The following is a 16,962-nucleotide window of genomic DNA, read 5'->3' as shown; positions in this document are numbered from 1 at the left end:
TCTATGTCGAGTCAATGTCGAGGAGTGGCATCACATGGGCATCTCGGACCAGTTCAAGGACAAGGCCCACGAACTCCAGGAGCGCGCCAAGGACGCCATGGGCAACAAGGACGAGACCAAGGACCGCGAGGACAAGCAGCAGCGGACCGACGACAAGAAGGAGGGCGGCGGCATGATGGACAAGGGCAAGGACGCGGCCCAGAAGGCGGCCGACCGCGCCAAGCAGCGCGGTCAGGACCGCTGAGCGGGCTCCTCACCCCGCGCCGCACGCGACGCGCCCCGGCCGGCCCATCGGCCCCGGGACGCGTCGCGCGCCTGTTCAGGAACGGCGCTCGGCGGCGGCCCGGCCGCCGGGCCCGATCAGCCCCACATGCTCCGGGGGCGGGCCCAGCGCGCGCAGGCGGCGCTGCGCCAGTCGACCGCCCAGCAGACCCGGCAGGACGGGGCGCATCGGCACCAGGCCACGGATCCAGCGCTGTGCGTAGACGTGCGGGGCGCGGCGTTCGACACCGGCCGCGAGGCGTGCGACGGCCGGGCCGATGGGGGTGGTGCGGTTGGCCGGCCAGGGCAGTCGGAGTCGGGCCTCGCGGAGCCCCTCGTGCTCGTCGGTGGCGCGCACCATGTGGGTGTCGGTCCAGCTGAGATAGGCCACGCCGACCGCCACCCCGTCGGGGGCCACCTCGGCCCTCAGACAGTGCGCGAACGTCTCCACACCGGTTTTGGACGCGCAGTAGGCCGTCATGAGGGGGGAGGGCGCCAGGGCGGCGACCGAGGCGATCTGTAGGTAGTAGCCGCCGCCGGCGCGCAGCGCGGGGAGGAACGCGCGGCAGGTGGTGACGGAGCCGAGGAGGTTGACCTCGATCACCCGCAGCCAGACGGCCTCGTCCGCGTCGGCGAAGGGCCCCCCGGAGGCGACCCCGGCGTTGGCGACGACGGCGTCCACCGCCCCGAACCTCTCCGCCACCTCGGCGGCGACCCGGCGCATCGCGTCGGCGTCGGTGACGTCCGCCGTCCACGCGGCGGCCTCGCCGGGCAACCCGGCGCGGACGCGGTCGAGTTCGTCCGGTTCCAGGCCGACCAGCGCGAGTCGGGCGCCGCGCGAGGAGAGGACGTTCGCCAGCTCGGCGCCGATGCCCCTGGCCGCGCCGGTGACCACCACGACCTGGCCGGCGATCGGGCGGCGGCGCCCCGTTCTCCCTCGGGCTGTCACAGCTGCTCCTTCGCGAGTCTGGCCGCCGTCGCGACGACGGTGTCGGTGGCCTCGATCGGGGTCATATGGCCGACGCCCGGAAGCCGGACGAAGCCATCGGGCCGGGTGAGGCGGCCATGGATGCGGTGGGCGTGCACGGGTGGTGTGAGCCGGTCCGCCTCACCCTGCAACAGGGCGACGGGGATGTCGAGCTGGCCGACGCGGTCGGCGAGGTCGAGGCCGGCGAGGACGGTGCCCCACTCGCCGCGCGCGCGACGCGGGCAGGCCCTGACCATCCGGGCGACCGCGTCGCACTGGGCGCGGGTCGCGCCCTGGCCCATCGTGATGTGGTGGATCAGCCGCCGGAAGAGCGGGGCGAGGGGGCCATAGCCGAGGGTGGTGCGCAGAAAGGCCCGTTGACCCCCGCTGCACCAGCGGCCCGGGCGCAGCGGCAGCACGGTCGACTCGTCGGCGAGGCGGTCCATGCCGGTGCTGCACAGCAGCGCGGCGGCGGCGTGGGCGCGCAGTAGGGGGCGGTCGGCGGCGGCGACGATGGTCATGGCGCCCATGGAGTGGCCGACGAGCACGGCTCGCCGCCCTTCTTCCAGGGTGGCGGCGAGCACCGCGCAGAGGTCGTCCGCGAGCGCCTCGGGCGAGCAACTCCCGGGCGTCGCCGGGGTGTCGCCATGCCCACGCTGGTCGTAGACGACCACCCGGTGGCCGGCGGCGACCAGGGGTCGGAGCACCGGATACCAGAAGGCGGCGCGGCAGGCCCAGCCGTGGACCAGCACCACGGTCGGGCCGTCGTCGGGACCGTGGATCTCGGTGTGCGGCCTGGCGCCGCCGGTGGAGGTGACGGTCAGCACGCGGACGTCGGGCCGGCCGGCGGGCCCCCGGGAGGTCTCAGCCATGGCGCAGCACCTCGTACTCGTCGAGTCGGACGGACCGGGTGACCCGGCGGAACTCCGCCGTGGTGCCGGGCCAGACGGTGGTGTTGCGGCCGGCGGCGTCCAGATACCAGCTGTCGCAGCCGCCGGTGTTCCACACCGAACGGGCGAGCCGGCGCCGCAGGCCCTCGTTCCAGGAGTCGACGGCCTCGGGGCGCGGCACCAGCGCGGCCCGTCCGGCGACGCCGCCGTCGAGGCTGCGGAGCTTGGCGAGGTAGTCGGCGATATAGGCGAGTTGGGCCTCGATGATCAGGATCATCGAGCTGTTGCCGAGCCCCGTGTTGGGGCCGATCACGGTGAGGAAGTTGGGGAATCCGGCGGCGGTGGTGCCGCGCAGCGCGGCCATCCCCCCGCTCCACTCCTCGGCGAGGGTGGTGCCGGCGACGCCGGTGACCCGGTGGGCCATCGGCAGGTCGGTGACCTTGAAGCCGGTGCCGAAGATGATCGCGTCGGCCTCGACGGCACGCCCGTCGCTCGCCACCAGGGCGCTGCCGCGCACCTCGCGCAACCCCGCGTCGACGACTCGGACATGGGGTCTGGTCAGCGCCGGATACCAGTCGTTGGAGAGCAGGATGCGCTTGCAGCCGATGCGGTAGTCGGGGGTCAGCCGGCGGCGCAGCTCGGGGTCGGCGATGGAACGGCGCAGGTGGAGCCGGGCCAGCCCTTCGGCGGCGCGCATCCACTCCGGGTGCTTGGCGAAGGCGCCCACCACCAACTCGCGGCTGCCCCAGATGAGTTGCCGGCGAGCGGCGGCGGTGATCGGCAGCCGGTCGTGCAGCCGACGTTCGACGGCGGCGATCCGCCGGTCCGCCCGGGGCAGCACCCAGGGCGGGGTCCGCTGGAAGACGGTCACCTCGTTGACGATCCGCTCGATCCGCGGCACGAACTGGATGGCGGAGGCGCCCGTGCCGACGACGGCGACCCGTTTGCCGCGCAGCGGGTAGTCGTGGTCCCAGCGCGCCGAGTGGAAGACCCGGCCGGGGAACGCGTCGAGCCCGGGCACCTCGGGCAACCGGGGGTCGGAGAGCGGCCCGGTGGCGGAGACGATGACATCGGCCTGGTAGGAGCCGGCGTTGGTGTCGATCGCCCAGCGCAGTTCGGCGTTGTCCCAACGTGCCCCGCGCACTTCGGTGTTCAGCCGCAGATGGGGGCGGAGCCGGTGGCTGTCGGCGATCCGTTCCAGGTAGTCGCGGATGTGCGGCTGACCGGAGAAGCTGCGCGGCCAGCCGGGGTTGGGGGCGAAGGAGAAGGAGTAGAGGTGGGAGGGCACATCGCAGGCGCATCCCGGATAGGTGTTGTCCCGCCAGGTGCCGCCGACGGCGCCGGCGCGTTCCAGGACCACGAAGTCGGTGATGCCCATGCGGCGCAGCGTCACCGCCGCGCCGAGACCGCCGAAGCCCGCCCCGATCACCGCGACGCGTACGCGCATCTCCGTCCGCCTCCCGTCGGCCGACGCCAATGTGCCAGCAATCACTGGCACATTGGGAGCGTAGGCCAGAGCGGTACTGGCCGGTAGGGGGCGTGCACCTCCTAAACTGCCTCGGGTGGACGGAAGCCAGGCTCAGCGGGAGGAGCCCACCAGGGAGTACCGGGCGGCGGAGTTGGCCGCCGCCGCCGGCATCACCCCGCGCACCCTGCGCTTCTACCGGGAGCGCCGGCTGCTGCCGCCGCCCCGCCGCGAGGGGCGGATCACCTGGTTCGACGAGCGGCATCTGGAGCGGCTGCGCACCATCGCCGGGCTGCTGGCCCGCGGCCACACCCTGGGCGGGATCGCCGAGCTGCTGGCCGCCTTCGCCTCCGGCCAGGACGCCGAGCGGACGGCCGAACTCCTGGGCCTGACCGCGTCGTTGCCCTGGGCGGAGGAGGAGCCGGTGCGGCTGACCGCGCGCGAGCTGGCCGATCACTACCGGGGCGAGACGGATCCGGAGAACCTGCGGCTGGCGATGGAGATCGGCTATCTGCGGCCGGCCGGCGAGACGGTGATCCATGTCAGCCGCGATCTGCTCGATGCCTCGTCCGCGCTGGTGCGGGAGGGCATCCCGTTGACCACGCTGCTCGACGCCGGCCGTCAACTCCGCGCCCACGCGGACGCGTTGGCCTCGGTGTTCACCGAGGTGCTGCGGCAGCGGGTACTTCCCGAGGTGCTGGCCCCCGAGGGCGGCGAGCGGGCGGAGCCCGCCTCGGCGGAGGACATCGAGCGGCTGACGGAGGCGTTGGGACGGCTCCGCCCGCTGGCCAAGAAGGCGGTCTACGCGGAGGTCTCTCTGGCCCTCGACCGCCGGCTCCGCACGGCCCTTGACGCCGGGACGGCCCAGGACACGCCGGACTGACCTCAGTCGGTCGGCGGTTCGGACATGGACATCAGCCCGCGCATGCCCTGCCGCAGCACCATCTCGTCGACCTCGCCCCGCTCCCCGAAGAGCGCCCGCTGCAACAGGAAGCCCTGGGCGCTGGCGACCAGATAGCGGGCCACGTGCTCCGGCTCCAGATCCGCCCGCATCCGCCCCTGCCGCTGGTAGACGGAGACGATCCTGGTCCAGTAGCCGAGCAGCGCGTTGAACCCCTCAGTGAGGATGGCGTGCAGGTCGGGGTTGCGCAGGGTCTCCGCCCACACCTGGATGACCAGCGAGGGCGAGGCGGTCAGCCGCTGGCCGGCCCGGTGCAGCCCGCGCAGCACCAGCACATCGGGCGGCGGCGGATCGTCGGACGCGGCCGACTCCTGGAAGCTCTCCCGAACGGCGCTCAGCACCTCCTGGGCGAGGGCGACGATCATCGCGTCCTTGCTCGGGAAGTACCGGTAGACCGCGCCGGCCGAGAGGCCGGTCTCCCGGAGGATGTCCTGCATCGAGCTGCCGTGGAAGCCGTCGCGGGAGAAGCAGCGCGCGGCACCCTCCAGGATCTGTCGACGCCGGGCGGCCAGGTGTTCCGGTGATACGCGCGCCATGCCAGCACCTTAAAGCGAACGTTCGTTCTTGACAACCGGCCGAGTCGGGCGCACCGTGAGACGCGGAGAAAACGAACGATCCTTCTCCTTACGCTTTCCCTCTCCTCCCGTCCCCTCTCCTCCCGTCCCCTCTTCTTGCCGTTCCTCTTGCCGTTCTTCTTGCCGTTCTTCTTGTCGATTCCAGCCCTCGTTCGGGGCACCCGCCCCGCCGGGGCGTAGCCATCCCTTCTGGAGGCCGTCGTGAGCACGCCCGGACAGCCCACTTCCTCGACGCCCGGCCCCGGGGCCGGGGAGCCGCCGAAGCCGTCAGGACCGCCGCTGCCACCGGCGCGGGCACTGGTCGCCGTGATCGCGGCCGTTCCGCTGCTCATCGGCCTCGTCCTCTGGGCCTTCGCCTGGCCAACGGCCAGGAGCGCCCCCCACGAACTCCCCGTCGGCGTCGCCGGGGCAGGGGCGGTGACGGAACGGGTGGCGGAAGGGCTCGCGGCCCGGGGCGACGCGTTCGACGTGCGCCGTTACGCGGACGCGGCCGACGCGCGGCGGGCCATCGAGGAGCGCGAGATCTACGGCGCCTTCCTCGTCGACGACGGCGGCGCCCCCGAGGTGCTGACCGCGACCGCCGGCAGCGGCACCGTCGCCCAACTGCTGGTGGAGGCGGCGCGACAGCAGGCGCCCGACGGGGTCCAGGTCACCGTCACGGATGTGGTGCCGGCGCCCGAGGCCGACCCGAGGGGCGCGGCCTTCGGGGCCAGCCTGCTGCCGCTGGTGATGGCCGGCCTCGCCACCGGGGTGTTGATCACGGTCACCGGGCTGCGCGGCGGTCGGGCGCTCGTCGGGCTGCTCGGCGCCTCGGCGCTGGCGGGGATCACCGCGGCCCTGCTGGCACACAGCTGGCTCGGGGTGCTGGTCGGCGACTGGTGGGCGGTGGCCGGGACGCTCGGCCTGCTGGTGCTGGCCGGCGGGGCGACGGTCGCCGGCGCGGCGGCGCTGCTGGGCCGCGGCGGGATCGGCGTGGGCGCGCTGCTGCTGCTGTTGCTGGGCAACCCCTGGTCGGGGGCGACCTCGGCGCCTGAGATGCTGCCCGCGCCGGCCGGCGTGCTGGGCCAGTGGCTGCCGACGGGCGCCGGCTCCAGCCTGCTGCGCTCGGTCGCCTTCTTCGACGGCAACGGGGGCGGCTTCCCGCTCGCGGTGCTGCTCGGCTGGGTGCTGCTCGGGGCGGCGGGCGTGCTGGTCGGCGGCCGGCTCCGCGCCGCGCGTTCCCGGGAGGCCCCGGCCCGCTGAGCCGGAGCTACAGCGGCTTGCTGTAGCAGCGGCTGTTGGGCTCGTGGCGGTAGACGCCGAAGTGCTGCTCGCGCGGCAGCATCAGATAGCCGCTGGAGGCATAGAGGTTCATCGCCTCCGGCTGGGCGATGCCGGTCTCCAGGACCATCCTGACGCGGCCCGCCTCCCGCGCGTCCTGCTCCAGGCGGCCGAGGATCAGCCGGGCCAGGCCGAGCCCTCTCGCCTCCGGCACCACATACATCCGCTTGATCTCGGCGTCCCCGTCGAGATACCCCTCGCCCCCCGCCCGCTGGGCACGCCAGGCGCCGGTCGCGACGGGGCGGCCCAACGGATCGTAGGCGAGGAGATACACCCCGTGCGGCGGATCGAACATCTCGGGTGCCAACGGGGTGACATCGCCGTCGCCGCCATAGCGCTCCGCGTACTCCGCCTGCACCGCGTCATTGAGCTTGCGGGCATCGGGATGATCAAAGCGCGTCACGACCAGGTCCATGCTGGTCATCGTACGAAATGTGGAGACAGCTCGGTATGCGGCCTCCGGCCACGCGTAGGCTTCTCGGCCATGTCGATCTTCTATGGCTGGCGTGCGCCGTTTCACAGCGTGGAGGCCGAGGCCCTGCACGCGGAGGGGTTCGGGCACGAGCCGGGCGACGAGGACTGGTGGGGCCGGCTCAACGCCCACAGCCTGGGGTGGGTCTGCGCCAGGCGGGAGCGGGACGCGGCGCTGGTCGGCCTGGTCAACGTCGCCTGGGACGGCGCGGCGCACGCGTTCCTGCTGGACACGGTGGTGGCCGAGGCGGAGCGCTCGCACGGCGTGGGCCAACTGCTGGTGCGGCACGCCGTCGACGGGGCCAGGGCCGCCGGCTGCGACTGGCTGCATGTGGACTACGAACCCCACCTCGCGGACTTCTACGCCCGCACCCCGGGGCTGCGCCCCACCCCGGCCGGACTGGTCCGGCTGCGCTGAACGCCTCCCCGGCCACGGGGCCGGGGAGGCGTTCGCCTACAGGCCGTTGGCCCGGGTGACCTCGGCGTACCAGTGCCCCGAGTCCTTGAGGATCCGGCGCTGCGTCTCGAAGTCGACATGGACCAGGCCGAACCGCTTGCTGTAGCCCAGCGCCCACTCGAAGTTGTCCAGCAGGCTCCAGACGAAGTAGCCGCGCAGGTCGACCCCCTCCGTCAGCGCCCGGTGGGCAGCCGCGAAGTGCCGCTCCAGATACGAGCGCCTGGGCTCGTCACGCACCCGCCCGTCCGGCGTGACCTCGTCGTCGAACGCCGCGCCGTTCTCCGTGACATAGAGCGGCGGCGCGTCGTACTCGCGCCACACCCTGGTCAGGGTCTCGTGGAGCCCGTCGGGGTCGATCTCCCAGCCCATCGCCGTCTGTGGCAGGCCGCGCTTGACGAACTCGACGTCCTCGGAGCCGACCCAGGTGGACGGCGCGCCCGTCGCCGTGCCGGCCCGCACCACATGCCGGGAGTAGTAGTTGACCCCGAGGAAGTCCAACGGGGTGCTGATGACCGCGAGATCGCCTTCGTGGACGTGGTCGGTGCCGACCACGGACGACAGGTCCTTGACGAGATCGTCCGGGTAGGCGCCGCGCAGCAGCGGATCGAGGAAGACGCGGTTCATCAGGCCGTCGATCCGGCGGGCCGCGTCCCGGTCGGCGGCGCTGTCCGTCGCCGGATCGACCGGGTAGAGGTTGACCGTGATCCCCACCTCCTCCGCGCCCTGTTCGCGCAGCGCGCGGGCCGCGAGCCCGTGGCCGAGCAGCAGATGGTGGGCGGCGCGCACGGCGGCAGGCCCCTCGGTGCGGCCCGGGGCGTGCACGCCGTTGGCGTAGCCGAGGAACGCGGAGCACCAGGGCTCGTTGAGCGTGGTCCAGTTGGTGACCCGGTCGCCGAGCCGCTGCTGGACGGCCGCCGCGTACTCGGCGAACCGCTCGGCCGTGTCACGCTCCGGCCAACCGCCGGCGTCCTCAAGGGCCTGCGGCAGATCCCAGTGGTAGAGGGTGACCCAGGGCTGGACGCCACGTTCCAGCAGGCTGTCCACCAGCCGGCTGTAGAAGTCCACGCCGGCGCCGTTGAGTTGCCCCCGGCCCTCCGGCTGGATCCGTGGCCAGGCCAGGGAGAAGCGGTAGTGGCTGATCCCGAGGTCGGCCATCAGCGAGATGTCCTCGGGGTAACGGTGGTAGTGGTCGTCGGCGACATCGCCCGTGTCGCCACCGAGGACCTTGCCCGGGGTGTGCGAGAAGGTGTCCCAGATCGAGGGGCCGCGGCCGTCCTCGGCGACCGCGCCCTCCACCTGGTAACTGGCGGTCGCGGTGCCCCAGACGAAACCCTCGGGGAACCGCACCTCGGAGAGGTCACGGGGCGCGGCAACGGTGGCGGAAGTGGTGGTCGAGGACGTCGAGGACGCGGATGACTGCTGGTCAGAGGTCATGACGATGATGGTTCCGAATCGTTCTGAGTTGCTCTGCTCTTGCTCGGGTCTGGCTCTGGTCTGGCTCAGGTCTGGCTTGCATCTGGCTCAGGTCTCGCTCAGGTCCTGCTCGGTCTTGCTCGGATGGCCGTGCGCGTCGCGTTCGCGGCTGTGCTCGGCTTCGTGCTGGCTTCCGTGCTCGGTTTCGTGCTCGGTTTCGTTCAGGAGTGGTCCGGGTTGTTCTACGCCGTTTCCGGCGCCCTGAACCACTCCCTGTGCTCTGAATCACTTCTGAGCGGTTCTGTGCCGTTCAGTTCTGCCAGTGATCGGCCGGTGCGGCCAGCCCGTCGAGAGTGGGCCACAGTTCGTCCGGTATGGACCACTGATGCAATTCGAGCGTTTCGGTCACCCGCTCCGGACGGGTGACCCCGATGACGGTGGAGGCGATCCGGGGATCGCGGGTGGAGAAGCGTATGGCGGCGGCCGGCAGCGGCACCCCGTGGCGGTCGCAGGCCGCGACGATCTCCCCGACCCGCTCCAGCACCACCGGGTCGGCCGCCGCGTAGGCGTAGCGCGGCTGCCCCTCGGGCCCCTTGGCGAGGATCCCGCCGCCGAACGGGGCCGCGTTGATCACCCCGACCCCGGCCTCCCGCGCGGCGTCCAGCAGCGGACCGGCCGAACGGTCGATCAGCGTCCACCGGTTGTGGGTGAGGACCACCTCGAAGGCACCGGTGGCCACATAGCGCTCCAGCAGCCCCACCGGGCCGCCGGCCACCCCGATGTGCTCGGCGAGCCCCTCCTCCCGGATCCGCGTCAGCTCCTCGACCGGGCCGCCGGCGGCCATCCCGGCCTCGAAGGAGATGTGTTCGGGATCGTGCAGATAGAGCAGCGGGAGCCGGTCCAGGCCCAGCCGCTCCAGGCTGCCCTCCAGCGAACGGCGCACCTGGGCCGCCGAGTAGTCGCCCGTCTCCTCGTCCCTGTCCACCTTGGTGGCGAGTACGAAGCCCGGCGGCGGGCCGCCGATCTCGGCGAGCGCGGCGCCGATGATCCGCTCGCTGCGGCCCCCGCCGTAGCCGGCGGCGGTGTCCAGAAAGCCCACCGGGCCGCGCAGCACCGCGCGCACCGTCTCCAACGCGCGCTCCTCCGGCACGTCGTAGCCGAAGATGGACGGCATGCTCGCCAACACGGCGCCGCCGAAGCAGATCTCCGGCACCCGCAGACCGGTGCGGCCCAACTGACGCGTGGGCAGCGGCTCGACGGCGCTCATCGGCCCACCTGCCGCAGCGCCACGCCGTGCGGGTCCACGGACCCGTCGAGCTCGGCGGCCAGACCGATGGCCCGCAGCCCCAGCCGGTCCTCCGTCGGCTCGGGGGCCGGCCTGGTGGTCGCCCCGGTGAAGGTGAAGACCTCCAACACCGCGTCGCCCGCCCGCAGATAGTCGATGACGAAGCCGCGCGGGTCCTGGTCGTGGACCAGCCGGCCGATCACCGGATACCCCAGCCGGTCGCGGTAGTAGGAGAGCGTGCCGTCCAGATCGGCCGAGGTGACCGCGACATGGTCGAACACCGGATCCGCGTCCGGCGCCCGCTCCTCGGCCAGCCGCCGCTCCTCGTCGGCCAGCTCGGGGGTGCCCACCTCGTGATAGGTGAGATGCCCGTCGATGATCTCCAACAGGGCGCCGTCCGGATCGGTGAAGAAGGCCAGGTTGACGCCGCCGACGGCGGCCAGCGGCTCGACCGTGAACGAGACGCCGGCCGAGCGCAGCCGCTCGGCCTGGGCGTACACATCGCCGACCTTCAGGCCGAAGTGCCGCATGCCGCGCTGGAGATCGCCGCCGATCCACCCGCCCAGGGTGCTGCCCGCCGGCTGCTCCACCAGCTTGACCAGCGCACCCCCGCCGGACAGCCAGTGCACCCCGGCGGTGGCCGGCTCGGGCGCCGAGTCGGCGGGACGCAGGCCGAGCAGCCCACGGTAGAAGTCGAGGGACCGTTCGGCGTCGCTGACGCCGATCTCCACATAGGCCATACCTGATGTCTGGGACATGGGCCGTGCTTCCTTTCTGGGAGTCGCACCTCGACGCGCGGGCATGCCCACGGGCCGAGCGGGGCGGCTTCGCGGCAGCGATCACCGCGATATCCACCGCCTCCATGATGGTCGGCGCCGCCGGAGCCGCCGCGTCCGGCATCCCGTAGCGGCTCGCACGGCACCGCGCGACACCATCCTGGGCGTCCGCGCCCCCTTCCCAATCCGCGATGCGTAACTACTGTTTGGGAGCGTGCCGCCCGGCATCGGGCGACGGAGGGAGACAGCTCATGCGCGCGGTGCGATGGCACGGGCGGCACGACGTCCGCCACGAGACGGTGCCCGACGCCCCGCCGCCGGGCCCGAGGCAGGTGCGGCTGGCCGTCGAGTGGTGCGGACTGTGCGGCACTGATCTGCTGGAGTACCGCGCCGGACCGATCGAGATTCCCACCAGCGAACACCCCGTCACCGGCCATGCCGCCCCGGTGATCCTGGGACACGAGGTGTCGGGGCGAATCACCGACGTGGGCGACGGCGTGGGCGAGGGCGTGAACGGCGGGCTCCGCGCCGGCGACCTGGTCGCCCTCAACGCGCTGATCCCGTGCGGCGACTGCGCGATCTGCCGGTCGGGGGCCTACCACCGCTGCCCGGACTTCGGGCATATCGGCATGTCGGCGGACGGCGGGCTGGCCGAACTCCTCACCGTCCCCGTCCAGATGGTCGTCCGGGCGCCGGCCGGCCTTGACCCGGCTCTCGCCGCACTCGCCGAGCCGTTCGCCGTCGCCTGGCATCTGGTGCGCCGCGTCGAACCGCCGCCGGGACGGCGGGTGTCGATCGTCGGCGCCGGCTCCATCGGCCTCGCCTGCGCGCTGATCCTGCGCGCCGAGGGGCACGAGGTGACCGTCGTCGACGTCGGCGACGAGCGGCTCGCCGTCCCCCGCGCCCTCGAACTCCCCACCCGCCGAGCCGATCAGGACCCGCCAACCGGCGTCGCCGACCTCGCCGTGGACGCCACGGGCACCGGGCCCGGCTTCGCCCTGGCCTGCGCGGTGACGCGCCCAGGCGGCACCGTCGGCCTGGCCGGGCTGCCGGGCGAACCGGTGCCGTTCGACGTCGCCGACGCCGCCAAGCGCGAGCTGACCCTGGTCGGCTCGATGTCCCACCGGACCACGGCCGATCTGCGTCCCGCGCTGGACTTCCTGGCCCGACACACCGACCAGGCCGCCGCGTTGATCACCAAACGGGTGCGGCTCGCGGACACGGTCCCCCAGGGCCTCGACATCCTCGCAGGGGCCGAACGCGGCCGGCACATCAAGATCCTCGTCACACCGGGAGGCACCCTATGACCGGGCAACCCAACGGCGCGCGGCGCAGCGCCGCGTGGTTCGGCGCCGAGGGGCGCAACGGCTTCATCCACCGCTCCTGGATGCGGAACCAGGGCTTCGGGCCCGAGGTCTTCGACGGCCGCCCCGTCATCGGCATCGCCAGCAGCTGGTCCGAGCTGACGCCCTGCAACTCCCATCTGCGCGAGGTCGCCGAGTCCGTGAAACGCGGCGTCTGGGAGGCCGGCGGCCTGCCGCTGGAGTTCCCCGTGATGTCGCTCGGCGAGACGCTGATGCGGCCGACCACCATGCTCTTCCGCAACCTGATGGCGATGGAGGTCGAGGAGACCGTCCGGGCCAACCCGCTGGACGGCGTGGTGCTGCTCTCCGGCTGCGACAAGACGACGCCGGCGATGCTGATGGGCGCCGCCAGCGTCGATTTGCCGGCGCTGATGGTCACCGGCGGGCCCATGCTCAACGGCAAGTTCCAGGGCCGGGACATCGGTTCGGGCACCGCCGTCTGGCAGCTCAGCGAGGAGGTGCGGGCCGGCCGTCTCGACCCGGCCGCCCTCACCGAGGCCGAGGGGTGCATGTCCCGCAGCCGGGGCCACTGCATGACGATGGGGACCGCGTCCACCATGGCCTGCCTCGCCGAGGCGCTGGGCATGCAGCTGTCGGGCTCGGCCGCCATCCCGGCCGTGGACGCCCGCCGCTACGCCCTCGCCCAGGAGGCGGGACGGCGCGCGGTCGCCCTGGTCGAGGAGGATCTGCGCCCCTCGGCCGTGCTCACCAGGGACGCGTTCGAGAACGCCATCCGCGCCAACGCGGCGCTCGGCGGCTCGACCAACGCCGTGGTCCATCTGCTGGCCCTGGCCGGCCGGGTGGGCGTGCCGCTGACGCTCGACGACTTCGACGCGCTGACCACCGAGGTACCGGTGCTGGTCGATCTGATGCCGTCCGGGCGCTTCCTGATGGAGGACTTCTACTACGCCGGCGGGCTGCCCGTGGTGCTGCGCGAACTCGACGGCTTGGGGCTGCTGCACCGCGAGACGATCACCGTCAGCGGGCGGGACACCGGCACCGAGACGGCCGGCGCGCGCTGCTGGAACACCGAGGTGATCCACCCCGGAGCGGCGCCGTTCCGGCCGGCGGGCGAGGGCACCGTCGTGCTCAGGGGCAGCCTCGCCCCCGACGGCGCGGTGCTCAAGGTGTCGGCGGCCTCGCCCGAACTCCTCACCCACCGGGGGCGGGCGCTGGTCTGGGACCGGGTCGAGGACTACGTGGTCGCGGCCGACGACCCGGACCTGCCGGTCACCGCCGACTCGGTGATCGTGGTCAGAAACGCCGGACCACGCGGCTACCCGGGCTTCCCCGAGGTGGGCAACGTTCCCGTGCCCAAGGTGCTGCTGGCGGCCGGCGTCACCGATGTGCTGCGGATCAGCGACGGCCGGATGAGCGGCACGGGGTACGGCAGCTGTGTGCTCCATGTCGCCCCGGAGGCGGCGGTCGGCGGCCCGCTGGCGCTGGTCCGCACCGGCGACTGGATCGAGATCGACGTGGCGGCGCGCCGCCTCGACCTGGACGTGGCCCCGGACGAACTCGCCGCCCGCGCCCGCGAGCCACGGGCCGAACCGGTGGACGAACCGCCGCGCAGGGGCTGGGCGAAGCTCTATGTGGACCATGTGACCCAGGCCGACGAGGGCGCCGACCTCGACTTCCTCACCGGCGGCAGCGGCGACGCGGTCCCCCGTCACTCACACTGAGCGCGCGGTGCCCGTGGTGCCCGTGGTGTCCGTGGTGTCCGAGCGGCCGGGCGGGTCAGTGGGGCGTGCGGTAGTTCTCCGCCTTGTCGAGGATGGCCGTGAAACGTTCCCACTGCGCGGCGCCCTCGGCGGTGGGGCCCACGGTGAAGTCCTCGGGGTCGAGGAAATCGAGCCTCTCCCGCGTGGCCGGGTCCAGATCCCGCCACGCGGCCTCATCCTGCGGTGACCGCGCCACAGTCTTCGCACACCCAGTTGCCGTTGTTGAGCCTGCGGCCCTCGCCCGAGCCACAAGAAGGACAGTCCACCGGCGCCCCCTCACGCTTCGCCAGCCGTCACGGGCTCCGACTGTAGCGTGCGGCACGCCTGGTCGGCAGCCCCGAGCCGCCGACCGGACGCGCCGTTGCGCACCCTGTCAACCCACCGCGCCCACCTGCCCGTTCGGGGCGGTGGGCGCGGGCGGGACGCGGCCGGGGGAGGCCGCGCCGCGCGGGGTCAACCGATGCGCGTGAGCCGCGTGCCGAAGCCGGGCTCCGCCAGGTCGTCGGCCAACGCGACCGGCACCTCGACGGCGCCAGCTCCCCCACCGACGGAGAGCGTGCCCACCACCGTTCCGGCCTCGGCCGAACCCGGCACCCCGTCACCCGCCGCGGTCAGGGCCAGCCGGACCTCAAGGCCGGGCCAACCCACCACCGGAACGTCCTCCGTCACCACCACGGGCACGCTGCCGCCGAGCCCGTCGTCGACCTCACCGACCGTGTCGCCTGCGGCGAAGAGCGGCTCGTCCGTCAACTGCCCCTGGGTGAACCGGATCAGCTCGTCACTCGCCGTCAAGGCCCCGGTCAGGATCGAGTTGTCGGACGGGTGCGGAGGTTGAGCCAACACCGCGCCCACGATCAACTGGGTGGTCCCACCGACCTCCTGCTCGGCGGCGAACATCAGATTGCCGCCGGCCGAGGTGGTGGTGCCGGTCTTGATGCCGATCACCCCGTTCACCGACACCAGATGGTTCCAGTTGTAGTGCAGCCGCCCCTCGCTGTCCTCATAGCTGGGCATCCGCGCCACCTCGCGGAAGACCGGGTCCTCCATCACCGCCTTCGCGAGTCTCACCTGGTCGGCGGCGGTGCTGACCGTCTCCGAGCGCAGCCCGCTGGGGTCGGTGTAGGTGGTGTTCTCCATGCCCAACTCGGCCGCGGCCTCGTTCATCTTCGCGACGAACGCCTCCTCGGAACCGGCGTCCCAACGGGCGAGCAAACGGGCCACGTTGTTCGCCGAGGCGATCATGACGGCCTGTAGCGCCTCCCGCTGACTCAGCTCCGTACCGGCCGTCACCTCCACGATGGATTCGTTTTCCTCGCTCAACGCCGCGTCGTCCTCGGCCTGTTGGTCGACCGGGATCATCTCTCCCAGCTCCTCCTCCGCCTCCATCGGGTGGTCGCGGAGGATCACATAGGCGGTCATCACCTTCGCGACCGAGGCGATCGGCACCGGCTCCTCATCGCCGGAGGAACCCAGCGTGCCGAGGCCGACCACGTCCACCCGCGCCTGCCCGGTCGCCGGCCACGGCACCGAGTCCAGCTCACCCGCGAGGGTGTGCGCCTGGGCGCCGGTCAGACGCAGCTCCGGATCCGGCAGCGGGCGCAGCGACTGGGCCACCACGAAGACGACCAGCAGCAACACCACCAGCGGCGTCCAGATCTTCACCCGTCGCAGCGCGGTGCGCAGCGGAGTGGGCGAGGGCGGCGGGCGGTTGGTCAGTGCGGCGAGCAACTCCAACGGGTCGCGCTGTGAATCCGCCGGCGGCGGCGCCTCGGTCGGCGGCGGCGGAACGTCGGGCGCGGCGGCCGGCTTCGCGGGCTCCCTGGGCTCCCTGGGCTCCTTGGGGGGCGTGGGGGGCGCGGGCGGTTTGGGGGGAACGTCGCCGGGGGCGGGCAGCACGGCGGTGACATCCGGCCTCCCGGACGCCTCGCCGGCCTCCGACTCCTCGGATCCCGTGGCGCCGTCGGCCTCCCTGGGCTCGTTTACCTCCTCGGCCTCCTCGGCTTTTCCGGCCTCGCCGGCCTCTCCGGGGGCCTTCGTTTTCCCGGACCCCTCGGTGTCGTCGGCCGACTCGGGGCGCGGTTCGTCTGGTTCGTCCGGCTCACCCGGTTCATCCTTCGCCGAAGCGGGGAGCCGCAACATCGCCGTGGCATCCGCGTCACCGCCCCGGTCACCCTCGCCGCCCCGGTCACCCTCGCCGCCCTCGTCCGACGCGCCGGCGTCGCCATCGCCGTCCGGCTCGGCGCCCGGCGCGGCGGTGACCAAGGTCTCCGCCTCGGCGCCCTCGGCGCCCTCGCGCCGGTCGCCCTCCCCCGCCTTCCCGTCAGGCTTCTCGCCGGGCTTCCCTTCGCCCTCCGGCGGCTCGGCGGGAACCCGCAGCATCGTCGTCGCGTGGTCGCCGCCGTCGGCGGACGTGTCGTCCCCCTCGACTTCCCCGGCTTCCCCGGCGGCCTCCTCCGCCTCGCGGACCTCGGCGGGCGGAACCCGCAGCTCCGTCGTCAGGCGGTCATCGCGGTCCCCAGCGGCCCCGTCCTCATCCTCCGGCGACTCCGGCACCCGGAGCACCGTCGTCGCCTCGCCCGGCGCCTGAGAGGCGCTCTGGGCGTCTTCCGTCTCGTCCTCGGCATCGCCGGGGGAAGCCTCGGCTATCCCCTCGGCCCCGGCATCGGCCGCCCCCTCGCGCCCATCCCCCTCGGCCGGCTTCCCGGCCTTCTCGTTCTCGTCCTCGGGAACCTTCTCGTCCTGCGGAACCCTTCCGGGGTCCTCAGACGTCTTCTCCGATGACACTCGCTCCCGATCCGACTTGTCCGGGGACTCGCCCGACACCCATGCCTCCTCGCAACGCCCTGCACTGAACTGGCTGCTGGTCCCTACCAGTTTGCCGCGTCCTGTGCACCTCGGTACGCCACACCAGTCGTGGCGGTTTCTCTCCGCCTCCCCCTTAGGACGTTAACGACATATCTACGGGTTCCCTGCCAAAGCGACCACGCACTCTCGACAGAACAATGTGAGAGGCGTCACCCTGTCTTTCATCCACGC

At 72.8% G+C, this 16,962-nt stretch carries 16 protein-coding genes; 6 read left to right on the top strand and 10 right to left on the bottom strand.

Annotated elements, in window-relative coordinates; genetic code table 11:
- Positions 1–34: 34 nt before the first annotated feature.
- Complete coding sequence (locus K4G22_RS18475; protein WP_228081391.1) at positions 35–244, top strand: hypothetical protein; 210 nt, start codon at positions 35–37, stop codon at positions 242–244.
- Between the two features lie 75 nt (positions 245–319).
- Here K4G22_RS18475 and K4G22_RS18470 read toward each other — a convergent pair whose 3' ends face one another.
- Genes K4G22_RS18470 through K4G22_RS18460 form a run of 3 tightly spaced genes read right to left on the bottom strand, consistent with a single transcriptional unit; the run spans position 320 to position 3,565 of the window.
- A complete protein-coding gene (locus tag K4G22_RS18470; protein WP_228081390.1) occupies positions 320–1,210 on the bottom strand; it encodes an SDR family oxidoreductase in 891 nt (296 codons plus the stop codon).
- The gene (locus K4G22_RS18465) at positions 1,207–2,100 is read right to left on the bottom strand and encodes an alpha/beta fold hydrolase (RefSeq protein WP_228081389.1); all 894 of its coding nucleotides are present in this window, start codon (positions 2,098–2,100) and stop codon (positions 1,207–1,209) included. Before K4G22_RS18465 ends, K4G22_RS18470 begins: the two co-directional genes overlap by 4 nt.
- Positions 2,093–3,565 carry a flavin-containing monooxygenase gene (locus tag K4G22_RS18460; protein WP_228081388.1) on the bottom strand — a complete coding sequence of 491 codons (1,473 nt, stop codon included), beginning with the start codon at positions 3,563–3,565 and terminating at the stop codon, positions 2,093–2,095. Before K4G22_RS18460 ends, K4G22_RS18465 begins: the two co-directional genes overlap by 8 nt.
- Before the next feature lie 115 nt (positions 3,566–3,680).
- On the opposite strand from K4G22_RS18460, the gene K4G22_RS18455 reads away from it, so the two are divergent.
- Positions 3,681–4,466: a MerR family transcriptional regulator gene (locus K4G22_RS18455; protein WP_228081387.1), complete on the top strand. Its 786-nt coding sequence runs from the start codon at positions 3,681–3,683 to the stop codon at positions 4,464–4,466.
- Between the two features lie 2 nt (positions 4,467–4,468).
- Here the strand turns inward: K4G22_RS18455 and K4G22_RS18450 are convergent, their stop codons facing one another.
- Complete coding sequence (locus K4G22_RS18450) at positions 4,469–5,080, bottom strand: TetR/AcrR family transcriptional regulator (RefSeq protein ID WP_228081386.1); 612 nt, start codon at positions 5,078–5,080, stop codon at positions 4,469–4,471.
- 318 nt (positions 5,081–5,398) lie between these two features.
- On the opposite strand from K4G22_RS18450, the gene K4G22_RS18445 reads away from it, so the two are divergent.
- Complete coding sequence (locus K4G22_RS18445) at positions 5,399–6,361, top strand: ABC transporter permease (protein WP_228084143.1); 963 nt, start codon at positions 5,399–5,401, stop codon at positions 6,359–6,361.
- 7 nt (positions 6,362–6,368) lie between these two features.
- Here the strand turns inward: K4G22_RS18445 and K4G22_RS18440 are convergent, their stop codons facing one another.
- Positions 6,369–6,854, bottom strand: coding sequence for a GNAT family N-acetyltransferase (locus K4G22_RS18440; protein ID WP_228084142.1), 486 nt, complete (start codon positions 6,852–6,854; stop codon positions 6,369–6,371).
- A 69-nt stretch (positions 6,855–6,923) separates the two neighbouring features.
- Here K4G22_RS18440 and K4G22_RS18435 point away from each other — a divergent pair, with 69 nt between their 5' ends.
- Positions 6,924–7,328 (top strand): GNAT family N-acetyltransferase, encoded by a 405-nt coding sequence (locus tag K4G22_RS18435; protein ID WP_228081385.1) that lies wholly within the window; start codon positions 6,924–6,926, stop codon positions 7,326–7,328.
- 36 nt (positions 7,329–7,364) lie between these two features.
- Here K4G22_RS18435 and K4G22_RS18430 read toward each other — a convergent pair whose 3' ends face one another.
- The 3 genes from K4G22_RS18430 to K4G22_RS18420 form a co-directional block, all read right to left on the bottom strand.
- Positions 7,365–8,801 carry a GH1 family beta-glucosidase gene (locus tag K4G22_RS18430; protein ID WP_228081384.1) on the bottom strand — a complete coding sequence of 479 codons (1,437 nt, stop codon included), beginning with the start codon at positions 8,799–8,801 and terminating at the stop codon, positions 7,365–7,367.
- Positions 8,802–9,090: 289 nt separating this feature from the next.
- A complete protein-coding gene (locus tag K4G22_RS18425) occupies positions 9,091–10,047 on the bottom strand; it encodes an aldo/keto reductase (RefSeq protein WP_228081383.1) in 957 nt (318 codons plus the stop codon).
- The gene (locus K4G22_RS18420) at positions 10,044–10,823 is read right to left on the bottom strand and encodes a VOC family protein (protein ID WP_228081382.1); all 780 of its coding nucleotides are present in this window, start codon (positions 10,821–10,823) and stop codon (positions 10,044–10,046) included. Before K4G22_RS18420 ends, K4G22_RS18425 begins: the two co-directional genes overlap by 4 nt.
- 269 nt (positions 10,824–11,092) lie before the next feature.
- Here K4G22_RS18420 and K4G22_RS18415 point away from each other — a divergent pair, with 269 nt between their 5' ends.
- Positions 11,093–12,148 (top strand): alcohol dehydrogenase catalytic domain-containing protein, encoded by a 1,056-nt coding sequence (locus K4G22_RS18415; RefSeq protein ID WP_228081381.1) that lies wholly within the window; start codon positions 11,093–11,095, stop codon positions 12,146–12,148.
- Positions 12,145–13,887 carry an IlvD/Edd family dehydratase gene (locus K4G22_RS18410; protein WP_228081380.1) on the top strand — a complete coding sequence of 581 codons (1,743 nt, stop codon included), beginning with the start codon at positions 12,145–12,147 and terminating at the stop codon, positions 13,885–13,887. Before K4G22_RS18415 ends, K4G22_RS18410 begins: the two co-directional genes overlap by 4 nt.
- 55 nt (positions 13,888–13,942) lie before the next feature.
- Here K4G22_RS18410 and K4G22_RS18405 read toward each other — a convergent pair whose 3' ends face one another.
- Positions 13,943–14,122 carry a hypothetical protein gene (locus K4G22_RS18405; protein WP_228081379.1) on the bottom strand — a complete coding sequence of 60 codons (180 nt, stop codon included), beginning with the start codon at positions 14,120–14,122 and terminating at the stop codon, positions 13,943–13,945.
- Between the two features lie 257 nt (positions 14,123–14,379).
- Positions 14,380–16,749, bottom strand: coding sequence for a D-alanyl-D-alanine carboxypeptidase family protein (locus K4G22_RS31840; RefSeq protein ID WP_322785107.1), 2,370 nt, complete (start codon positions 16,747–16,749; stop codon positions 14,380–14,382).
- Positions 16,750–16,962 lie beyond the last annotated feature (213 nt).

The organism is Streptomyces profundus (genome assembly GCF_020740535.1).
GTDB classification, from domain to species: Bacteria; Actinomycetota; Actinomycetes; order Streptomycetales; family Streptomycetaceae; genus Streptomyces; species Streptomyces profundus.
Note: the sequence above shows the minus strand (reverse complement) of the source record. Positions and strands in the feature narration are given on the sequence as shown.

Coding starts and splice junctions, on each gene's coding strand:
- K4G22_RS18430 (WP_228081384.1), bottom strand. CDS start 8,801: ATGACCTCTGACCAGCAGTCATCCGCGTCCTCGACGTCCTCGACCACC.
- K4G22_RS18410 (WP_228081380.1), top strand. CDS start 12,145: ATGACCGGGCAACCCAACGGCGCGCGGCGCAGCGCCGCGTGGTTCGGC.
- K4G22_RS18460 (WP_228081388.1), bottom strand. CDS start 3,565: ATGCGCGTACGCGTCGCGGTGATCGGGGCGGGCTTCGGCGGTCTCGGC.
- K4G22_RS18415 (WP_228081381.1), top strand. CDS start 11,093: ATGCGCGCGGTGCGATGGCACGGGCGGCACGACGTCCGCCACGAGACG.
- K4G22_RS18475 (WP_228081391.1), top strand. CDS start 35: ATGGGCATCTCGGACCAGTTCAAGGACAAGGCCCACGAACTCCAGGAG.
- K4G22_RS18435 (WP_228081385.1), top strand. CDS start 6,924: ATGTCGATCTTCTATGGCTGGCGTGCGCCGTTTCACAGCGTGGAGGCC.
- K4G22_RS18425 (WP_228081383.1), bottom strand. CDS start 10,047: ATGAGCGCCGTCGAGCCGCTGCCCACGCGTCAGTTGGGCCGCACCGGT.
- K4G22_RS18465 (WP_228081389.1), bottom strand. CDS start 2,100: ATGGCTGAGACCTCCCGGGGGCCCGCCGGCCGGCCCGACGTCCGCGTG.
- K4G22_RS18440 (WP_228084142.1), bottom strand. CDS start 6,854: ATGGACCTGGTCGTGACGCGCTTTGATCATCCCGATGCCCGCAAGCTC.
- K4G22_RS18450 (WP_228081386.1), bottom strand. CDS start 5,080: ATGGCGCGCGTATCACCGGAACACCTGGCCGCCCGGCGTCGACAGATC.
- K4G22_RS18420 (WP_228081382.1), bottom strand. CDS start 10,823: ATGTCCCAGACATCAGGTATGGCCTATGTGGAGATCGGCGTCAGCGAC.